This window comes from Paenibacillus sp. FSL R5-0908, assembly GCF_038006245.1.
GTDB lineage: Bacteria > Bacillota > Bacilli > Paenibacillales > Paenibacillaceae > Paenibacillus_AQ > Paenibacillus_AQ odorifer.
Window position 1 is genome coordinate 4,313,558 of the sequence record NZ_JBBOUV010000001.1, and the last position, 18,942, is coordinate 4,332,499.

Genomic DNA, 18,942 nt, shown 5'->3' on the forward strand with positions numbered 1-18,942 from the left:
CCTAGTCATCCTGAAATATCTATGAAAAGGAACAGCGAGCTAATGTTTAAGCCCCTTGTTACCTTGTTCATGCTCATCGTTATCTACTACTTCAATAGTATTTAATTGTGCTCGGAAGTTATTGCGGATATTCCCCAGGTAAATTTCACGAAGCTTGGCGCGTTCCGCCACTTCCTCTTGATTAAGGCCTACGCTCTTCTGTTTGCGTGCCAATTCGTTAATTCGCGCGACCAACTCATCAATATTCAATACTTTCCCTCCCCCTATAAATTAATTCTAACTCTGCCATGAGAAAAAGAGCTTGTCAAGGTCTACTCCCTGCAAGCTCTACTGGTCATTCTTTTATGTTCTCAGAAAATTAATAAATAGGTAAAGTAAGTATGTCTCCAGCGTTAATCTGACTACTCTTAATCCCACTTGAACGTTTAATTCCTTCTATATAAACAACTGTCTTCATATCAGCTGGTTTATTCTTAAGGGCAATACTCCATAGTGTATCTCCACGTTCAACCACAATCCGCTTCTCTTCCTTCATTATAGTCGTCGATCCTGCAAATACATTTCCCACTACTGTTAGGCCAGATAATACTAACACCATAATCAATATTAACTTAATAAAGAAATCTTGACGGAACAACGACATCATCCCTCCAAGCAAACGTTCCGTTATCTCTTTCACCTTAGCGGAATTACGGGCAACGTCATTATGTCCTAAAGATTCAACCACTGGGGCCTTATCGTAGATGCTGCGGTATGTACTGTATTTTAGCATAATCATCATCCTCCAAACACTTGTTCTTACTTTCGAATTCATAATAACACGAACATGTGTTTTGTTCAATACTATTTCAGAACAATTGTTCTCTTTTTTTTGAGAGACTCAAGCGGTTCATTTTATTATCACTTGTCTACCATTTTTTAACTCTAGCAGATTAATATTTATAATAGTTAGAACTTATGTTTGTGCGAACGGTAGTTCTATGTTATAATTTTCCCAAACATTACTATATGGGGTTGATTCCAATGTCAAAGATTTCAAGTCGCCAGCTGGCGATCCTGGAATTTATACGAAGCGAAGTCCGCAGCAAGGGTTATCCACCTTCCGTCCGGGAAATTGGAGAAGCTGTTGGCCTTGCTTCCAGCTCCACAGTTCACGGTCATTTGGACCGGCTTGAGAAGAAGGGACTTATTCGTCGTGATCCAACGAAGCCACGTGCAATAGAATTACTAGGCCAAGAGGATTCAGAGAATGTTCACCAATTCGCCCAGACCATCTCACGGATTCCTGTCGTAGGTAAAGTTACCGCCGGGGTACCTATCACTGCTACAGAGAATATCGAAGACTACTTCCCACTTCCTACTCACTATGTGGGGGACAACAAAGTATTTATGCTGTCAGTTATGGGTGATAGTATGGTGGACGCAGGCATTATGAATGGTGACTATGTGATTGTTCGCCAACAACAAACGGCGGACAACGGAGATATCGTTGTAGCCATGACCGAAGAAGATGAAGCAACCGTTAAGACCTTTTACAAGGAACGTGATCATATTCGGCTTCAACCGGAGAATCCAGCTTATGAGCCTCTTCGCCTTAATCGCGTAACTATTCTCGGAAGAGTCATCGGATTGTTTCGAGATATCCACTAAGTTTGCACTTCTAACATAAAAGGCTGTTCCGCAAATGCGGACCAGCCTTTTTTTTCTACGTATTTTGCTTTCCCAACCAATAACGAACATTTGTTCTCGCCGGCTAAAATGGTCATTTTCTATGAATAACCCTTTAGGCGTTCTGCTCATATCCTAATTAGAAAGGAGTGTTGCATATAATGCCCAACTATCGAATTATTGTAGATCTGACTCAACGAATGTTATATCTTCTGGACAATGATATTGTGATTAGAGGTTTCCCTGTCGGCATCGGTAAGATGTTAACCCAATCCCCAGTGGGAGAATTCACTATAATTAACAAACAACCCGACCCAGGGGGTCCCTTCGGTGTCTTTTGGATGGGACTGTCTAAACCACACTACGGAATTCATGGAAACAATGACCCTTCATCCATTGGGAAAGAGGTGTCCCACGGCTGCATCCGGATGTACAACGAGGATGTGTTAGCACTCGCTGCTATTGTTCCTATAGGTACACGAGTAACGATAAGAAATTAAATTCGAATGGAGACTCGGCAACCCCCAAATCACATTAAAAAATGGGGGTCATTACATAAGTAAGTATTTTTTCATTAGCATACTAGGAGTTTGGTGATTATATGTCGAATAATGTTAACAGGATTGCAAATTGAAAAGGATGTGTTTAGTTTGAATAATTCAAAAATTAGAACCCTTGTCGATTTTAAAGTCGATGCACTGGGTAAGCTGTCCGGTTTACTTTTAAATGATGAACAAGCTAGTGGAAAAAAAGTGAATTTGCTCACCGCTTTTGGCAGCATTCAGGGAATCGTCTCTCCAACCGTCTCCAACAAAGAGGATGTATTTGATTTAAAATCTTTGATGGATGATGTAATTGTAGACGAATACATATCTTATTTGGGAGCAGAACACCCTGATAAAAATTTCAGCTATAACTTTGTTGTCCTCAATGACGTTACTGTAAGACCTTATGCTAGTTATGGAACTCCGATCGAATACAAACAGCTGATTGTTTATACCGATCATATCACTGCCTTCAATTTTCTATAGGTTTACATAATTACCTTAAAAAGCACCTTTGCAGCAACCCCAAATTTTGCATCATTTGCAGAATCGGCAGGTTTCTCTGGGTGCTTTTTTTGGGTTAATCGTGAAGTCGATCCTATAATTCCACGAATTTCCCTTTTAAAAGATACTAGTGGGGATCATTCAGGCATATCTTTCAATAAGCAACAATTTGAGTCTAATGAGATAACTAGGAGGTGTGATTATATGCTGATTATCTTGATGTACTTATTCGCTATTTTAGGAGTTGTTTTAATTCTAAGTGCCGCCATTATAAAATTGAAAACGCTATCTGCTTCATCTGAAATTTCTAAGCTAGTTAATGCGACCTCATCTTTTAACATCATTTTCACCAAAACATTCATTCCCCCCAATCAATCACACTTGATCGCACTTAACGAGCCTAATAAAAAATTGGCAATCGGTACCAAAAATCCGAAGAGTAACAAAAAAGCAGTAGCAAAGCTATACTCTTTTGATAATGTAATGGGATCCGAGATTGTGGTTAACGCACTTACCCTTTCAAAAGTATCCAAAAGACAACAAAACAGCAAAACAACTGCAACAAGTGCAGATATTAATGTCCTTAAGGACACCGATGAAGAAGCTAATGTGATAGAAGAGCTTACGCTTAAAATATATATGAACAGCAAAGAAACGCCTGTGTATTGTATTTCCTTCTTGCCGGGTTTATTGCCTATTCAACAATCCGACAACCAGTACAAGGAAGCTTACTCCCAAGTACAACAATTGCATGCACTGTTCAGGTCAATCGTATCTGAATAATTAAGTTGTTATCGCCTTACCTCTCATTTGTTTTCGACATTGAAAGATCTAAAATTGCACACTAAACCCGTCAAACTGGTGAATGCCTGTACCATGTGCCACTAGCTTTTGCTCACGCAACTCACGAACTGCCTTCTTGACCTCTTGCAAAATAGATGGATCTAGACCCAGCGTATTATGAGAGCCATATACTTGGGTAACCCCTGGAATTTCAGTAATCTTTTCTAAGGATGCCACTAAATCAACCGGACTAGTCGAAGGGTAAAAAGCATAGATTGGCGTAACGTCATATAATAAATCACCTGTAAACAGATATCCGTTGGCATGATCAAAAAGGCTGATATGCCCTGGCGAATGACCTGGTGTGTGGTAAATTTCTATTTTGCGCCCGCCTATGTCGAGCACATCCCCTTCTTGTAAAAGAGCCGTTGGTTTCCCTTGAAAAGGTATGTAGGTGTTAGGATCAAAGGTTTCAGGAACAGGAAGGGTGATGTCCCGGCTCATATCTTTTCGAATCTGGGCAAGGGACAAGCCTTTTATTCCGTTAATCAGCCAATCCTCATCCGCTTTATGAACATAGATTGTCTCGAATTGCTCATGACTGCCAATATGATCTGCATGCACATGCGTAGTTATGACAGCGATAGGTAAATCCGTTAACTGATCCGTTATTCTTTTTATATTATCAATACCTAATCCCGTATCAATTAACGCCCCTTGTTTTTGCCCCAAGAGTAAAAAAGAATGCACCTTTTCCCAATGTCCATATTCACTGATTGCATAGGTGGTCGGATCAATTTCTGTTACTGTAAACCAACGATCTTTAATCAATTACGCTCCCCCATTCCATTTTTCCCTTACATGCTCTTCTCCCTTATAATAATCCGCCTGTTCATCCGCTTGATAGATTTCCTGATAGGGTAAAATGTTGATTTTTCCTGAGTCTGGATATTCGCAAACATCTATTCCCTGATTCGTTCGGAGATCCAGATACCTGCATGGTGCATCCGTATGATTATAAAGCTGATGCGCCCCTTCCGGTCCCATTTCAAAAAATATTACATCCCCTTCCGTAACCTCCGTAAAACCCTCGGGTGTTCTTAACATCGCTTTTCCCGCTAAAATCACAAATATTTCTTCAGCATTTCTATGAAAATGATAAGGATAAGAATATTTATCAGGATCTAAAGATCTGATATCAAAAACTAAATGCTTGGAGCCCACCATTTCAGCTAATCTTTCACTTGTATGCCATGCAAACTCTGGGATCGGGGACTGTTTTTGAGTAAATGAGACCGTATTTTCATTAAAAATCTTCACCATCTGCAACACTCCTCCTTCTTATATTTTGCGTTCATTACAACAAATAAAGAATCCCAGCTATAGCTAATGAAATAAGACCACCTAAAGCGGACCCATTCGCTACTTTGTTTTTAATTTTACGGTCTTGCTTAGATTCCGAATAAAAGTTACCTCTTTGTTGTGTACCTGTCGTGAAGGCTCCAACACATATACCTGAAATTATAAAAAAGCCCAATCCTATATAAATAAAAATTTGCATGAACTTACTCCTTCCCAGGAAAGAATTAGTTATCTATATATAAGATATTTTAACATTAAATCCCTCTCCTACGTGCCAAGACTTTCGGATCCAGATGACGCTATTTGCTATTTTTCAGCCTTTGGAGCATGGTTTCGGACTCCAGTGACGTTATTCCTAAGGATGAGGCTCATATTGAGTTTTTCAATGCCAATAGCGACTATGGAGTCCTTTAGTATCCCAAATGTAGGGTAAAGCTTCATATAAGGTCTGCTGGGTCCGATAGCGGGCTCATACGCGAAATTTGCAACCTCAGCAAACGGAAATTGGCGTTCGAATGAAGTAAGGTACCAAAAAGAAGAAGTAGTGTGCCAACAACCATTTTTTGATTATGGTTATGGCACACTACTTCTACGGCTCTGATACCACTTAATTTCTTTCAAGTTCAAGTGTTGCCAGTGAAACCATCACCCAAGGTGCAAACTTATTCGACGAATCACCCTTAGGATTGTGTATCCGAAAAAGAAAAGCTTCCCCCGCCTGATTCTTCCAGACCATATAATCTTCTATCCCTTTATCTCCGGCAGCCTGCAGATATAGCTCAGCAAAACCTAGAGGATGTTCAATTAGTTCCCCGCTATGGTCGTTTGCCTTTCCAATTGCAGAAAGCTCGGTTTGTCCCTGTTGCTTCAAAGCTGTGAGATCGTAATCGGCAGGTAAGTGTTCAATTTGGGCATAATAGGTTGGATCCTTAGTCAATAATAAACGATTAGACTGCGAGTCTAGTGTGAAATCCTGAAAGACATACAGGGAATATCCATCACCTTGCTCAAGTGTACCTTCTTGCCCTGGGACCCCTCCCTCCTGTTCACCAAATGCTTTGGTCTTTGGTCGATCGGATGTTAGAGGATCAGTGGCCTCCGGACTGGGAGACTCCTGCACCTCCATAGAAGAAGTAGCAGAAGGTTCAGGAGTGCTTGTAGCTTCAACAACTGGCATTGTCGCTGCACTTGACGCTGTAGGTTTTGCCTCGTCTGTTGTTTTATTGTTACTACATGCACCGAGAATTGAGGAAGACAGAAGAATACTAGTAACTGTAGTTAATAATATTTTTTTCATTACGCACCTCCTTATTACTATATTAGTTATTACCCACATGAGTGACGTGTCCTCTTATTCTTCAAACCTTTTCTCATTTTTATTGCTACGGATTGAAAAATTTCAAACAATCGACTCGTTTTTATTTACAGCTATGGAGTTGTGCTCGAAACTCAAATTGTTCCCGGACGATTCGGGCACCTACTATCTTAATAGGCAGACGACACATCAATTAAGTAAAAGACAAATTCCACAAAACACTTTATTTATAACATTTTCAGAAAAAAAATAAAATAGCGACTCACAGCCAACCCGCGGGTGTTCTGTAAATCGCCACTCTTAATGTTCTGTAACTCAGATTTGTGTCAACACTCTTTGATAAATGCTTTAAAAATCAAAACAACTAATATCCCGAAAATTATCAAAGTTAATATTAAGTTAGACCAAACTATTTCCAAATTCACTCCTCCGTCTCTGCGTTTAATTCTTGTACATCCCATGATATCCCATTTTTTATGATAAATGAACAACATTTTACACGTTGAAATTGTTAGACTGTATAATATCCTCGATTAACAAACTATTTGTAGTCGTTTTATGGGCATATCATAAATGATACTCAAGAGGCTACCTATACAAACACAAAGTAAATCCTCAACGGCAAAGGCATTAAAGTTTTATCAGTTCGAGATTACAGTTACTAAAGCGGCACTTAGTTCCTAAGCTGCTGATATCACTAAAAGCTAGATTAAATCCATCTTCATCTTCCCTGAGCTGCAGCTCCCACATAGCCCGTTGACGTTGTTGATTCTCAAATCCAACAGGGTTTGGGTCATTGTCATTACATATATTCCTTGCCGGGGATGTCGGTTGTATCTGGCTAGCGTAATGAATCTGTGTACACGTGAAATCGTAGGATGGCGACTGGAAAATCATATAGAAAACCAATTGTGTGCAAACGAATGTATGGATCGCTAAGGTATCTTTTACCTGCTCGTTTTTCTGAGAAATTTACTAGAATATCTATTTCTTACCGTCCACTTTCTTGACTTTGGTCTAATTAAGAAAAAGTAAGAAGTGAGATCATACTCATACAATCAGTTAGCAAGCATATGATTGGTGATAGAATACTTATAAATTATTGGAGGTTGTGCTAATGTATATGGTGTATCCTTATTGGTTCAGAACTCAATTTGTCCCCATTTGGGCAACTTCAACTCAAGAGGCTCTTGAATTAATGAGGACTTCAGTCCAAGGTGAACGAAATGACGAACTTTTTTATGACCAACTCATTCAACTTGCTCCGAATAAAGAACAAGCTGAAGTAATTACTTCTATTCGGAATGATGAACGTGGGCATAATCATATGTTTCGACAAATGTACAGAGAATTGACAGGACATGAAGTGACAGGAGTTAGCGACGAAGTTCCTGAACAGGTTAATTCGTATATCAATGGTTTGCAAAAAGCCTTTCAAGGTGAATTGTCAGCGGTTGAAAAGTATCGAAAGATATGGTTCGGTCTTCCATATGGCGTTTATAAGGACACTTTATATGGCATTATTCTCGATGAGCAAAAGCATGCAGCGAAATATAATAATTTATTGCTACTAAATTCAGCTGCAAATCAGTAGACATTGTATCGACTGCCCTAGTAGCACGATGTGTGTGAACGATGCGTCAGCTCTATCCATACCACCATTATTCCCCGCATTTCTTTCTGATACTTCGTATATGATCGAACGTTTACTTCCCAACTGTCGGACTATGGTCTGCAGCACAATTCCCTCAAAAACCATATTTTTTGCCTTCATCCTAATAATCCACTTTTCGCTATGCAGCTAAGCTAGATGGTGATACGCCTTCTGGCTTTTTTACAATTTATACAAGAACGAATTCAAAGGTAACGCATGCTTTGGATTCGCCTTTAAATTGATTATCGATAACGAAACATACGAGTGAAATTTATCAAAAGTTGCTGAGCTCGCATTTTCAAAAATTCAATCATTTGACTGAGTCATAGCATTCTCCATTATAAGAGGCTAAGAAGTTTCACCTGTCGCGAAAATGGCTTGTCCTAAGTTGGAGAGCATTCTTATAGTCCAATTCATAAAATCGTTTAGCCAGCTTATAACCCTTTTCAAGCTTAGGAATAACACGTTTAGATCATGGTAGTATAAGAATCACAACGCACAACACACATATATAAAAAAAATTAAATGAAAGCATTAAGGAGAAATTTGAAACTCATATGAGAAGTACCCTCGAATTAATCACTACTTTTCCCGGGGGCATTACGGGGGCGTTCATAAACCTCTACAATATCTCCTATCCTTACCCACACACAAAAAAACCCTCAACACCAAAGGTGTCAAGGGTTTACAGGTTCTAGTACAAAGTCATGTATTGGTTTCTTTCCCACTCATGCACTTGTGTACGATAGATATCCCATTCGATTTCTTTCAGCTCGTAGAAGTGAGCCAGCGCATGTTCACCGAGAGCCTCGGTAATTACATGGCTGCGGATCATTTCGCTTAGCGCTTCTTTCAAATCGGATGGTAAGCTTGGGATGCCTTCTTCAATACGCTCTTCCTCAGACATCACATAGATGTTACGGTCAATTGGAGCTGGAAGATCAAGCTTACGCTTAATTCCGTCTAGCCCTGCTTTCAACATAACAGCAAGTGCGAGGTATGGGTTAGCTGCCGGGTCCGGGTTACGAACTTCAACACGTGTGCTAAGCCCTCTCGAAGCCGGGATACGAATCATCGGGCTACGGTTACTTGCAGACCAAGCTACGTAACAAGGTGCTTCATAACCAGGAACAAGGCGTTTGTAAGAGTTCACTGTTGGGTTAGTAATCGCTGCAAAAGCACGAGCGTGCTTCAAAATACCAGCCATATAATAACGTGCAGTTTTGCTCAGACCTAGCTTGTCACTTTCATCGTAGAACATGTTTTCTTTGCCATTAAACAAGGATTGGTGAGCGTGCATACCAGATCCGTTAATACCAAACAATGGTTTAGGCATAAAAGTTGCATGCAAGCCATGTTGACGGGCAACCGTCTTCACAACGAGCTTAAAGGTTTGAATTTGGTCAGCAGAAGTGATCGCGTCAGCATATTTGAAATCAATTTCATGCTGGCCGGAAGCCACTTCATGGTGGGAAGCTTCAATTTCAAAGCCCATTTCTTCAAGGGTCAATACGATTTCACGACGGCAGTTTTCCCCTAGGTCTGTAGGAGCTAAGTCGAAATAACCACCTTGGTCGTTCAATTCTGTAGTTGGGTTACCTCTTTCGTCTGTTTTGAACAAGAAGAATTCAGGTTCAGGTCCAACATTCATCGCTGTAAAGCCCATTTCTTCGGCTTCCTTCAGACAACGCTTCAGGATACCACGTGGGTCTCCAGCAAATGGAGTACCATCCGGCATATACACGTCACAAATCAGACGTGCAACACGGCTATCAGTCACCCAAGGGAAGATTACCCAAGTATCAAGGTCTGGGAAGAGATACATATCGGATTCTTCAATCCGCACATAACCTTCGATGGAGGAACCATCAAACATCATTTTGTTGTCGAGTGCTTTTTCCAATTGGCTAACCGGAATCTCTACATTCTTGATAGTACCTAACAGATCTGTAAATTGCAGACGAATGAAACGAACATTCTCTTCCTTGGCAATGCGTAAAATATCCTCTTTAGAAAAGCTCACGTGATCCTCTCCCTTTCAAAACTCTGTATATTATTATTTATTAAAAAACCGGGATAACTCACCTTGAATAAGCGATACCTGTCCCGGTCTTTTACCGGAAACTAGTTCTTGCTTCAGCAAACGGTGAAGCTGCGAATCTGATAGCTCTCTACGTCTAACCTCTGTGTCAGGGGTAATCACAGTAGCTTCTTCGGATTCCTTAGAGACTGGGTTCATCACTTGCTTGATGCCAGCAATGTTAACACCCTTTTCAATCAAGGCCTTAATTTCTAATAGGCGCTCAACATCATTAAAAGAGAACAAACGTTGATTCCCAGAAGTACGTGCAGGAACGATTAGACTATGCTGTTCATAATAACGAATTTGTCTTGCAGATAAATCAGTTAACTTCATTACAATTCCAATAGGAAATAATGCCATATTTCTGCGGATTTCATCACCCATGACTCATCCAACCTTCCAATGATCTTTTTCTGATCTCATTGTACATTTCCTAATACAGCGTGTCAATGGTGTGTAAGATTTTCTGACAGTAATTTTCGATCACGCATACTTTGGAGTGCCATCAAAACGCCATATTTGACATGGGAGTAGGTTAATCCCCCTTGCATATAGCCGATATAAGGCGCACGGATAGGCGCATCTGCCGATAACTCTAAGCTACCACCTTGTATAAACGTACCTGCCGCCATGATGACAGGATGTTCATATCCCGGCATATCCCATGGTTCTGGAACTACATGGCTGTCTACCGCCGCAGCACGTTGAATTCCCTGCACGAAGGCAATCAAGTGATCCGGTCCCTCAAAGGAAACCGCCTGAATCAAATCTGTACGAGATTCATTCCACGCTGGTTTCGTCTCAAACCCGCAGCGCTGAAATACAGCTGCCGCAAAAATACTGCCTTTAAGGGCTTGTCCAACTGTATGCGGAGCCATGAACAGACCTTGGTATAACCCGCGGGTAGTTCCTAACATTGCGCCTACCTCGCCACCGATACCAGGAGCTGTAAGACGGTACGCTGTAAGCTCTACTAGATCTCTGCGCCCACAGATGTATCCACCCGTCTCAGCAATTCCACCACCAGGATTTTTAATTAATGAACCCGCTACTAGATCCACTCCAACCTGTGGAGGCTCAAGCTCTTCAGTAAACTCACCATAGCAATTATCAACGAACACAATAACATCCGGTTTCAATGACTTCACTCTCGCTGTCATGTCACCTATTTCGGCTACTGTGAAGGAAGCACGCCAATCATAACCACGCGATCTTTGGATTCCAATTACTTTAGTTTTCTCATTGATAGAGAGAGCCACCTCTTCCCAATCAATCTTACCCTCTGATGTAAGGGCAACTTCCCGATATGTAATTCCGAAGTCTGCGAGTGAGCCTGTCCCATCTCCTGCTTGGCCAATCACCTTGTGTAAGGTATCGTACGGACGACCTGTGATGTATAAAAGCTCATCTCCTGGTCGCAGCACACCAAAGAGGGCTGTTGAAATGGTATGTGTTCCTGAAGCAAAATGCGGGCGCACCAAAGCTGATTCCGCACCAAAAACGTCAGCATAGACAAGATCCAGCACTTCGCGTCCACGGTCGTTGTAAGCATACCCCGTTGAACCCGCAAAATGATAATCACTGACCTGATGACGTTGAAACGCTTCTATAACCTTCCATTGATTCTTATCGACAATTCGATCAAGAGCTTTGACTGCACCTTCGATTTCAACTTCTGCGGACTCTGCCGCTCCTAAAATATCTTCTGCAAAAACTGCCATTAGTTCTTATTCGCTCCTTACATTTACTTGCCATCATAATGACAGAAAGCGACAGTTGCCTGACGCTTTTTGTCATTAGCTATTATTTTATACCTATACAACAAGCATTTCCACTTTAGGGGAACAGAGAAGATTACGGCTGGTCCACAAAATCAGCCAGCATGTAACCCCATTTATCATAATCCTCTTTATTAAGACGGACGTTATAGATAACATCGTTCTCATCATAGGTGGTTTCCAGCACCTCACCTACTCTGTAAAGCAAGGAAGAAATATCGCCTCGGTCTCCAGGAATGCGAAAATTCAGCGTATCTCCGGCCAACTCATCAGAGATAATTTCAATAATTCGGGTTAAATCCTCAGGGTTAAACGCACTGATCTTCAAAAAACCTGTGCCTGTTGGCAGCATTTCCAGTTGCTCAGGCTCACATAGATCGATTTTATTAAAAAGCACGATTTGCGGTTTGCTGGCTGCCCCTAAGTCTTGCAAAATAGTTTGCACAATCTCCATCTGCTCCTCACGCATTGGAGATGAGGCATCCACTACATGCAACACCAGATTGGCCTCATTGACTTCCTCCAGCGTTGCGCGGAAAGATGCCACAAGATCATGCGGAAGATTCTGAATGAAGCCTACAGTATCCGTAAGCACTACCTCTTTGCCACCCGTTAGTTGAAGCACACGTGAAGTAGGGTCAAGCGTAGCAAACAATTGATTTTCAATATAAACATCCGCATCTGTAAGCTGCTTAAGCAGCGTCGATTTACCAGCATTCGTGTAGCCGACTAGAGCAACCTGCACTGCCCCTGCCTTACGGCGGCGTTCACGGTGCAATTCACGGGTTTTAACTACCTCATCCAACTGGCGTTTCAACTCCGTAATCCGACCGCGAATATGACGGCGATCGGTCTCAAGCTTACTTTCACCTGGCCCTCTGGTTCCTATACCCCCACCTAATCTGGATAAATTTTTACCTTGACCGGATAACCGCGGCAAAAGATAGGACAGCTGTGCCAGCTCTACTTGAATAATACCTTCTCGCGTTTTGGCCCGCCCAGCAAAAATATCCAAAATGAGCTGCGTCCGATCAATAATCTTCAGATCCAAAGACTCTTCAAGGTTCCGTACCTGCGCTCCAGACAATTCCTGATCAAAAATAGCCGTATTAGCTCCAAGACCATCAGCGGCCATGCGGAGCTCTTCTACCTTACCTTTACCGATAAACCATTTTGAATCCGGTGTTTCCTTATTCTGACGCAACACATCCAGGACTTCAACACCTGCTGTTTCTGCTAATTGTACTAATTCCTGCAGAGAAAGCTCTGGGTCAATACCGGTACGTTTAATTTTATCTGTGACGAGAGTGACCAATATCGCCCGATCTTGAATATCCGTTTCTGTATCATGCGTAGTTATTGCCATTTATTCATGCTCCTTATGACGGTAATAGAATCTTTGTGTACCATTTAATCAGTTTTTCACTTCTTGCTGAGGTTATACAGATGATACTGTTCATTCACAGCGCTTCAAAACATTTTATCATAAGTTTCATTGGTAATATAGGCTGATAATGGAACGGCTCACCATTCTGTCAGAAATTTTCATTATGATAATCTTCAATCTTTTATAAAAGATAAACCGACTAAGCACGTATAAACTTCGCCGGTGTCAATTTATTTAAGAGATTATACTCTCCCCTTTTGAATAATCATCGACCGGAAGAACAAGGTCTCTCGGTAAGATCTCCATCAAAGATTGTTTAGATATTTTGACATGTCTGCTTATTAATCTAACTGCTTGATGGCGGATTGCCTGTTCAAGGATATTGCGTACATACCGGGCATTACTAAAGTTTTCTTCAATAATTTTCTCATTAAGGATTAACTCTTTTAGTTTTCCGTTTGTTTCTGGAGTAATTATATAGTCTCTTTCAGCTGCCATTTTATGTGCAATCAATATCAGTTCATCTGTTGTGTAGTCCTGAAAATCAAGTTGAATTGGAAAACGTGAGGGAAGTCCGGTATTAGCCTCCATGAACATCTCCATTTCATTTGGATAACCCGCTAAGATAATGATGAGATCATCATTCCTGTCCTCCATAACCTTTACAAGACAGTCGATTGCCTCTTTTCCAAAATCCTTATCTCCGCCTCTAGCCAAGCTATAAGCCTCGTCAATGAATAATACGCCACCCATAGCCTTCTTAACAAGGTCTCTGGTCTTTTGAGCTGTATGCCCTATGTATTCCCCCACTAAATCCGCTCTCTCTACTTCGATTAATTGACCTTTACTTAATATGCCCATATTCTTTAACAGCTTGGCAACGATTCTTGCTACAGTTGTCTTTCCAGTCCCGGGGTTGCCTTTAAACAACATATGATAAACCTGATTAACTACATTTAACCCCAGTTCTTGTCTCATTTTTTCCACTTGGATAAGCGCATGAATTTCATATATAAGATCCTTCACCTTTTCAAGACCGATAAGCTCATGAAGCTCTTGCAGGATTTCTTTTGTAGATTCTAAATGATTATTTTGAGCCAGCGCGCTCTCCAATGTTTCATTCGTAATATTTGTTGGGTCTTGATTTTTGAAAGTTATATTCATTCTGGAATCATTAATGGTTATCTTTCTTAAATTTTCTTCACCCATTGTAATCACCTCGTTAGAGCATTATATGCAATAACCGAATGACATCATGCACTTGTTTTAAAGAATGGGGTTTCGACATTGGATTCCCTGCTATCTCTCGCATCATCTACGATGGTACACGTGGATAGAATGACCGAAATGCATAAAGCCATAGAGCAAACATTTATTTTTTTATCATTTCACAACCCCATTATTTTTGATATACAAACATCAAATAGCCCCCAGTTAGAGTTTAATCCATTTGGGGGCTGGCTTTTCTAATCAAGTCTCTTCCGGAATAGGAAGCGTTATTAGAAGATTCTGATATTTGGGAACAATTACAGGAACAACTGCTGGATTTTCCATTTCGTATAGGCTAGAATTTCACGCGACTTATGCCTTGTCATCGACAGAACAGTGGATTCTGTAAGCCCCAGTTCAGGATTCACATAACCGAGCTCGTCCGCGATTTCGTGTGAACGCCATCCATGATATGTATGCGTAATAATAATTGCTGAGGACAATCCCTCACTTGTCATAATGGCTTTGCTATACAGAAGATTCTCGTAAGTGCTGGTAGCTTTATTTTCAACAGAAATGGCGCTATCCGGAACTCCATGAGCTACTAAATAATTGCGCATGCCTTGACCTTCGGTATATTTAAGATCAGGTTTATCCAAACCTCCAGAAACTATGATATGCGGGAACATCCCCTCTTGATAAAGCTTAAGCCCGTAATCCAATCGTTCCTTCAATCCCGGGCTAGGTTCATCTCCCCACATCGACATGCCAAGAATGATCCCTGTATCGGCTTTGAGCATAGGATCTGTCGTTGCGGCTTTATTGATATTCCTCAATGCGTACGCACACCACAACAAACCAACTACAACCATAATCATTAAAGCAACAAGCAACGTTCGTTTAGACCAAATCCGGCGTTTTTTGGGAACAATCCGAATCGGGGAAGAGTCTCTTCCATAAACGTACCATTCCATCTTTATTTCCTCCTGAATTCTCCATGATGAAATAATTCGGCACGATGTTTCAAGGAGAGAGAGAAATAAGGGAAAGCATGAGCATCGATGCCACGTAAAATAGTATGGGCAGTCTCCCAGGCTAGCTTATAATCGCTTTCTGAGATGTCTTGCCTCTCCAGTGCTTCCTCCAGTTCATCCTCATCGAGCAAAAACACCTCGCCGTTCCAAAGTACTACCACATCCAGATACAAATCGTCAAACCAAGGCACACCTTGGTCAGTGACGCCTTGCACTTTACAGGTGTCTATGTACCATTGAACAATATTTTGTTTTTCGTCGAACATAGCCGTCACAATATAGTGACTGTCTTTCGGAAAATATTGCAGCCAGGAATAACCTTTATCTGCAATACGATATGTATGCCGTCCATAGCTCTTCCACAGTGGTTCTTTCAGCCCGTAGATGGTATAAAGCGTAATATATCCGCTGAATTCCCGGCTCTCCACATAGCGGCAGGCAAAATGGCGACGCGTAATCCGGCGCCAGTTGGCCCGGTCTCCGAATTTACGTTTCATAGAAATTACCCTCTCCAGTATGGTCTATTCAGCTTAACACATTTAGAGGATACACTCAAAACATCCCGCAAAATACAAGAAATTTTTCTTCTAAACCTAATAAAAACAGCAACCAAGCTTCACTTTATAAAAAAGCGAAGCTTGGTTGCATGGATAAAGCTTATTTTTTTGAAATTCAAACTCGTTTATTGAGTGGAAGAATCCCCGTTCACAAAACCGGTCTCTGGATCAGGGTTTGTGGATACATTCCCGCTCTCATCGCCGGAACCCTCTCCACCGATGGTGGGTTCTGGAGTTGGGGTCGGCATTGGTGTTGGCGGTGGCGGTGTGATTTCAGGGATTGTAGTACCTCCGTTATTTCCGCCTCCCTCATTGCCGCCTCCGTTATTGCCACCATTTCCATTCTCTCCGTTGCTGCCACCGTCCTCTGGGGTCGGGGTCGGAAGATTAGGATCTATGGTGGGTTCAGGGGTCGGCATTTCATCCTGCACGGATACACTAACCACATTGGATGGTTCGCTCTCCACTTTTAGCGCAGGGTCATAAGAAGTTACATAATACTCGTAAACCAAACCAGGCAGTGCACTAAAATCCCCTGCACTGGTAGTCACTGTATTTAACAGTGAGCCAAACTCAGCTTCCGATGTCTCTCTACGATAAATACGATACTCAACGCCGGCAACAGGAACTGCCTCCCAATTGAGATTTACTGTCATCGTAGAAGGATCATATGCTGCTGATAGTCCAGTAACAGTCTGAGCTGTTTCTGGTGTTTCCGTAGGCTCAGGGGCAATCTCGTTATCGAGCTGCGGGAAGGATTTCTTAGGAACATCCTTCAGCGCTTCCTCCATGACCTTACCCCAGAAAGCAGCGGCAAGCGGACTGCTGTTCTTAAGCAGATGCTTTTTACTTGGCTTGTCGTACCCCATCCAGACTGCTGCAGTCCATTCCGGCGTGTAGCCTACAAACCATACATCACGGTTCGAGCTGATTCCAGAATATCCACTTTGCGTCGTACCGGTCTTACCGGCCACAGGACGGTCAATCCTAGCTTTTCTACCTGTACCGCTCTCCACGACCTTCTGCATCATCTCAGTCATTTGATAAGCCGTTTCCTTACTCATCACTCGCTCAGGCGTTGTATTCGCTTTGTAGACCGTCTCACCACTGCTGTCAGAGATGGATTTAATGGAATAAGCCTCTCTTAGTTCGCCGCCATTTGCAAAAGCGCTGTAGGCTTGCGCCATTTCCAGCGTATTGGTTCCTTTGCTCATGCCTCCAAGAGCCAGCGAAAGGTTCTTATCCTCGTCTTCCAATCCAATGCCTAGTTTCTTGGCAAATTTAAATCCGGTATTCACACCAATTTCATTGAGCAGCCAAACAGCCGGAATATTCTCCGATTTCTGAATGGCATCACTCATGTTGATGCTCTTAGAATATCCATGCAGGTTGGTTGGACAATAGTTCGCGAAACATTGCTTCTCATTGCTTAGCGTTGAATTCATGGTGAATTTCCCAGTTTCCAGCGCTGGAGCATAAGAGACAATTGGTTTGAAAGCAGAACCTGGAGAACGACGGCTGCCTGTTACACGACTGTAGCCTTTTTTCTCATAATTCCGTCCACCAAGGAGCGCGACAATGCTGCCATTCTCCTGATTCACAATCGTCATTGAGCCTTGTACCAGCTCTTCATCTACACTCTTTTCAAAATTATCACTATCTGCAAAAGCATCTTCAACCGTTTCTTGAGCATGCTTATCCATAGTAGTGTAAATTTTGTAACCGCCGATATTCAGATCATCTTCTGACAATCCAAATTTTTCTTCCGCCTCATCTACTGCAAAATCAATAAATGCTTGATAACGCTGTTTCTTTTCTGGCGGCTTATAGTTATAATCTACGACTTTTGCTTCGTCTCTTTCCTGCTCCGTAATGTACCCTTGCTCATACATAAGCTGAAGCACTACTGCGCGGCGTTCCTTCGAAAGTTCAGGGTTACGCAGCGGGTTATAACGTGACGGGCCTTTTGGCATGGCCGCCAATGTCGCGATTTGCCATACCTTAAGCTGACTCAAATCACTTTGACCAAAATATCTTACTGATGCTGCTTTAATTCCGTAAATTGTACCCCCGAAGTTAATCCGGTTCAGATACATGGTAATAATCTCTTCTTTAGATTTCTGATTCTCCAGGGCTACGGCAATAGACACCTCAGTTGCTTTACGGAAAAACGTCTTGTCCCGTGTCAGGAAGATGTTTTTGGCGAGCTGTTGAGTAATGGTACTACCGCCCTCTACCATACTTCGTGCGGCAATATCCTTTACTGCTGCCCGGCCAATCGACCATAAATCCACACCAGAATGTTCGAAGAAACGTTTATCCTCTGTGGCTACAAAAGCGTTAACCAATAACGGTGGAATTTCTTCATACTCTACTGGATCACTTTTCTCCAGTGATAATTCGCCAATTAAATTAGCATTGCGGTCATATACCTTAGTCGTTTCATTCACTGTTAGCTTATCTTGGTTCTCAAGCAGAAGCTTTTGCCCATTTAGCATAATGAACAGATATCCACCTAATGCACAGAAAATGGCCAATGCCGTAGCGAAGAACAAGCTCCACAGCACACGCTTCTTCGTCAAAAATTTCTTTTTCTTTTTTGGTTTTGATTTTGATTTGGAACTGGACGATCCTCTATCTCTATTGTGATTCGTCCTGGATGTATCGTCTCTAGACATAATGCCTCCTGACTCCCTTTCGGAAATAAACATAAATGGTCTGCCATGAATGAAAAGAACAACCTTCACAGGTTGCTCTCTCACACTCTATTCAAACGATTTATAAACAAGAAAGGTTTCAATTCATTTTTGATAAATGTTATTCTTCACTACTGTTGTCTTGCATCAGTGATACACTACGCTGTGGTGTGAACGTGGAAATTGCGTGTTTATACACCATTTGCTGGCGTCCATCACTGTCAATGACGATTGTAAAATTGTCGAATGCTTTAATTATTCCCCGGATTTGAAAACCGTTGGTCAGATATACCGTAGCAGGGATATTTTCTTTGCGTAGTTGGTTCAAGAATGTATCTTGGATGTTAATGGACTTGTTCATATGACG

The 18,942-nt window shown here is 41.7% G+C and carries 20 protein-coding genes; 5 read left to right on the forward strand and 15 right to left on the reverse strand.

Annotation, left to right across the window (positions count from 1 at the left end; translation table 11 throughout):
* Nucleotides 1-39: 39 nt before the first annotated feature.
* Nucleotides 40-249, reverse strand: a complete 210-nt coding sequence (locus MKZ09_RS19715) for a DUF896 domain-containing protein (protein WP_036687717.1) — start codon at nt 247-249, stop codon at nt 40-42.
* Between the two features lie 109 nt (nt 250-358).
* Nucleotides 359-772: a LysM peptidoglycan-binding domain-containing protein gene (locus MKZ09_RS19720; RefSeq protein ID WP_076200819.1), complete on the reverse strand. Its 414-nt coding sequence runs from the start codon at nt 770-772 to the stop codon at nt 359-361.
* A 251-nt stretch (nt 773-1,023) separates the two neighbouring features.
* Between MKZ09_RS19720 and lexA the strand changes: the two genes are divergently transcribed.
* From lexA to MKZ09_RS19740, 4 genes are all read left to right on the forward strand, one after another.
* A complete protein-coding gene (gene lexA / locus MKZ09_RS19725; protein WP_036687720.1) occupies nt 1,024-1,650 on the forward strand; it encodes a transcriptional repressor LexA in 627 nt (208 codons plus the stop codon).
* A 179-nt stretch (nt 1,651-1,829) separates the two neighbouring features.
* Nucleotides 1,830-2,168, forward strand: coding sequence for a L,D-transpeptidase (locus MKZ09_RS19730; RefSeq protein ID WP_076128407.1), 339 nt, complete (start codon nt 1,830-1,832; stop codon nt 2,166-2,168).
* A 150-nt stretch (nt 2,169-2,318) separates the two neighbouring features.
* Nucleotides 2,319-2,699, forward strand: coding sequence for a hypothetical protein (locus MKZ09_RS19735; RefSeq protein WP_143767271.1), 381 nt, complete (start codon nt 2,319-2,321; stop codon nt 2,697-2,699).
* A 222-nt stretch (nt 2,700-2,921) separates the two neighbouring features.
* Entirely contained in the window at nt 2,922-3,500 is a 579-nt protein-coding gene (locus MKZ09_RS19740) for a hypothetical protein (RefSeq protein ID WP_076133777.1), read from the forward strand.
* A 48-nt stretch (nt 3,501-3,548) separates the two neighbouring features.
* Here the strand turns inward: MKZ09_RS19740 and MKZ09_RS19745 are convergent, their stop codons facing one another.
* The 4 genes from MKZ09_RS19745 to MKZ09_RS19760 form a co-directional block, all read right to left on the reverse strand.
* Entirely contained in the window at nt 3,549-4,331 is a 783-nt protein-coding gene (locus MKZ09_RS19745; RefSeq protein WP_076133778.1) for an MBL fold metallo-hydrolase, read from the reverse strand.
* On the reverse strand, nt 4,332-4,823 hold the full coding sequence (locus MKZ09_RS19750) for a cupin domain-containing protein (protein ID WP_051491529.1): 492 nt from the start codon (nt 4,821-4,823) through the stop codon (nt 4,332-4,334).
* 34 nt (nt 4,824-4,857) lie between these two features.
* Nucleotides 4,858-5,061: a DUF5316 domain-containing protein gene (locus tag MKZ09_RS19755; RefSeq protein ID WP_076103952.1), complete on the reverse strand. Its 204-nt coding sequence runs from the start codon at nt 5,059-5,061 to the stop codon at nt 4,858-4,860.
* Between the two features lie 408 nt (nt 5,062-5,469).
* Entirely contained in the window at nt 5,470-6,159 is a 690-nt protein-coding gene (locus MKZ09_RS19760; RefSeq protein WP_076200817.1) for a hypothetical protein, read from the reverse strand.
* Nucleotides 6,160-7,294: 1,135 nt separating this feature from the next.
* On the opposite strand from MKZ09_RS19760, the gene MKZ09_RS19765 reads away from it, so the two are divergent.
* Entirely contained in the window at nt 7,295-7,771 is a 477-nt protein-coding gene (locus MKZ09_RS19765; RefSeq protein WP_076133780.1) for a ferritin-like domain-containing protein, read from the forward strand.
* Nucleotides 7,772-8,525: 754 nt separating this feature from the next.
* Here MKZ09_RS19765 and glnA read toward each other — a convergent pair.
* From glnA to hfq, 9 genes are all read right to left on the reverse strand, one after another.
* A complete protein-coding gene (gene glnA, locus MKZ09_RS19770; protein WP_036687730.1) occupies nt 8,526-9,854 on the reverse strand; it encodes a type I glutamate--ammonia ligase in 1,329 nt (442 codons plus the stop codon).
* Between the two features lie 33 nt (nt 9,855-9,887).
* The gene (locus tag MKZ09_RS19775; protein ID WP_019910684.1) at nt 9,888-10,298 is read right to left on the reverse strand and encodes a MerR family transcriptional regulator; all 411 of its coding nucleotides are present in this window, start codon (nt 10,296-10,298) and stop codon (nt 9,888-9,890) included.
* A 62-nt stretch (nt 10,299-10,360) separates the two neighbouring features.
* Entirely contained in the window at nt 10,361-11,635 is a 1,275-nt protein-coding gene (locus tag MKZ09_RS19780; RefSeq protein WP_076200811.1) for a methionine gamma-lyase family protein, read from the reverse strand.
* Nucleotides 11,636-11,768: 133 nt separating this feature from the next.
* Nucleotides 11,769-13,058, reverse strand: a complete 1,290-nt coding sequence (gene hflX / locus MKZ09_RS19785) for a GTPase HflX (protein WP_076128387.1) — start codon at nt 13,056-13,058, stop codon at nt 11,769-11,771.
* 255 nt (nt 13,059-13,313) lie between these two features.
* The gene (locus tag MKZ09_RS19790; RefSeq protein ID WP_076098759.1) at nt 13,314-14,288 is read right to left on the reverse strand and encodes an AAA family ATPase; all 975 of its coding nucleotides are present in this window, start codon (nt 14,286-14,288) and stop codon (nt 13,314-13,316) included.
* A gap of 317 nt (nt 14,289-14,605) precedes the next feature.
* Complete coding sequence (locus MKZ09_RS19795) at nt 14,606-15,262, reverse strand: YdcF family protein (protein WP_076133783.1); 657 nt, start codon at nt 15,260-15,262, stop codon at nt 14,606-14,608.
* Between the two features lie 2 nt (nt 15,263-15,264).
* Nucleotides 15,265-15,819, reverse strand: a complete 555-nt coding sequence (locus MKZ09_RS19800; protein WP_036687739.1) for a DUF402 domain-containing protein — start codon at nt 15,817-15,819, stop codon at nt 15,265-15,267.
* A 185-nt stretch (nt 15,820-16,004) separates the two neighbouring features.
* A complete protein-coding gene (locus MKZ09_RS19805) occupies nt 16,005-18,557 on the reverse strand; it encodes a transglycosylase domain-containing protein (RefSeq protein ID WP_076133784.1) in 2,553 nt (850 codons plus the stop codon).
* Between the two features lie 139 nt (nt 18,558-18,696).
* Complete coding sequence (gene hfq, locus MKZ09_RS19810; RefSeq protein ID WP_076133785.1) at nt 18,697-18,936, reverse strand: RNA chaperone Hfq; 240 nt, start codon at nt 18,934-18,936, stop codon at nt 18,697-18,699.
* Nucleotides 18,937-18,942 lie beyond the last annotated feature (6 nt).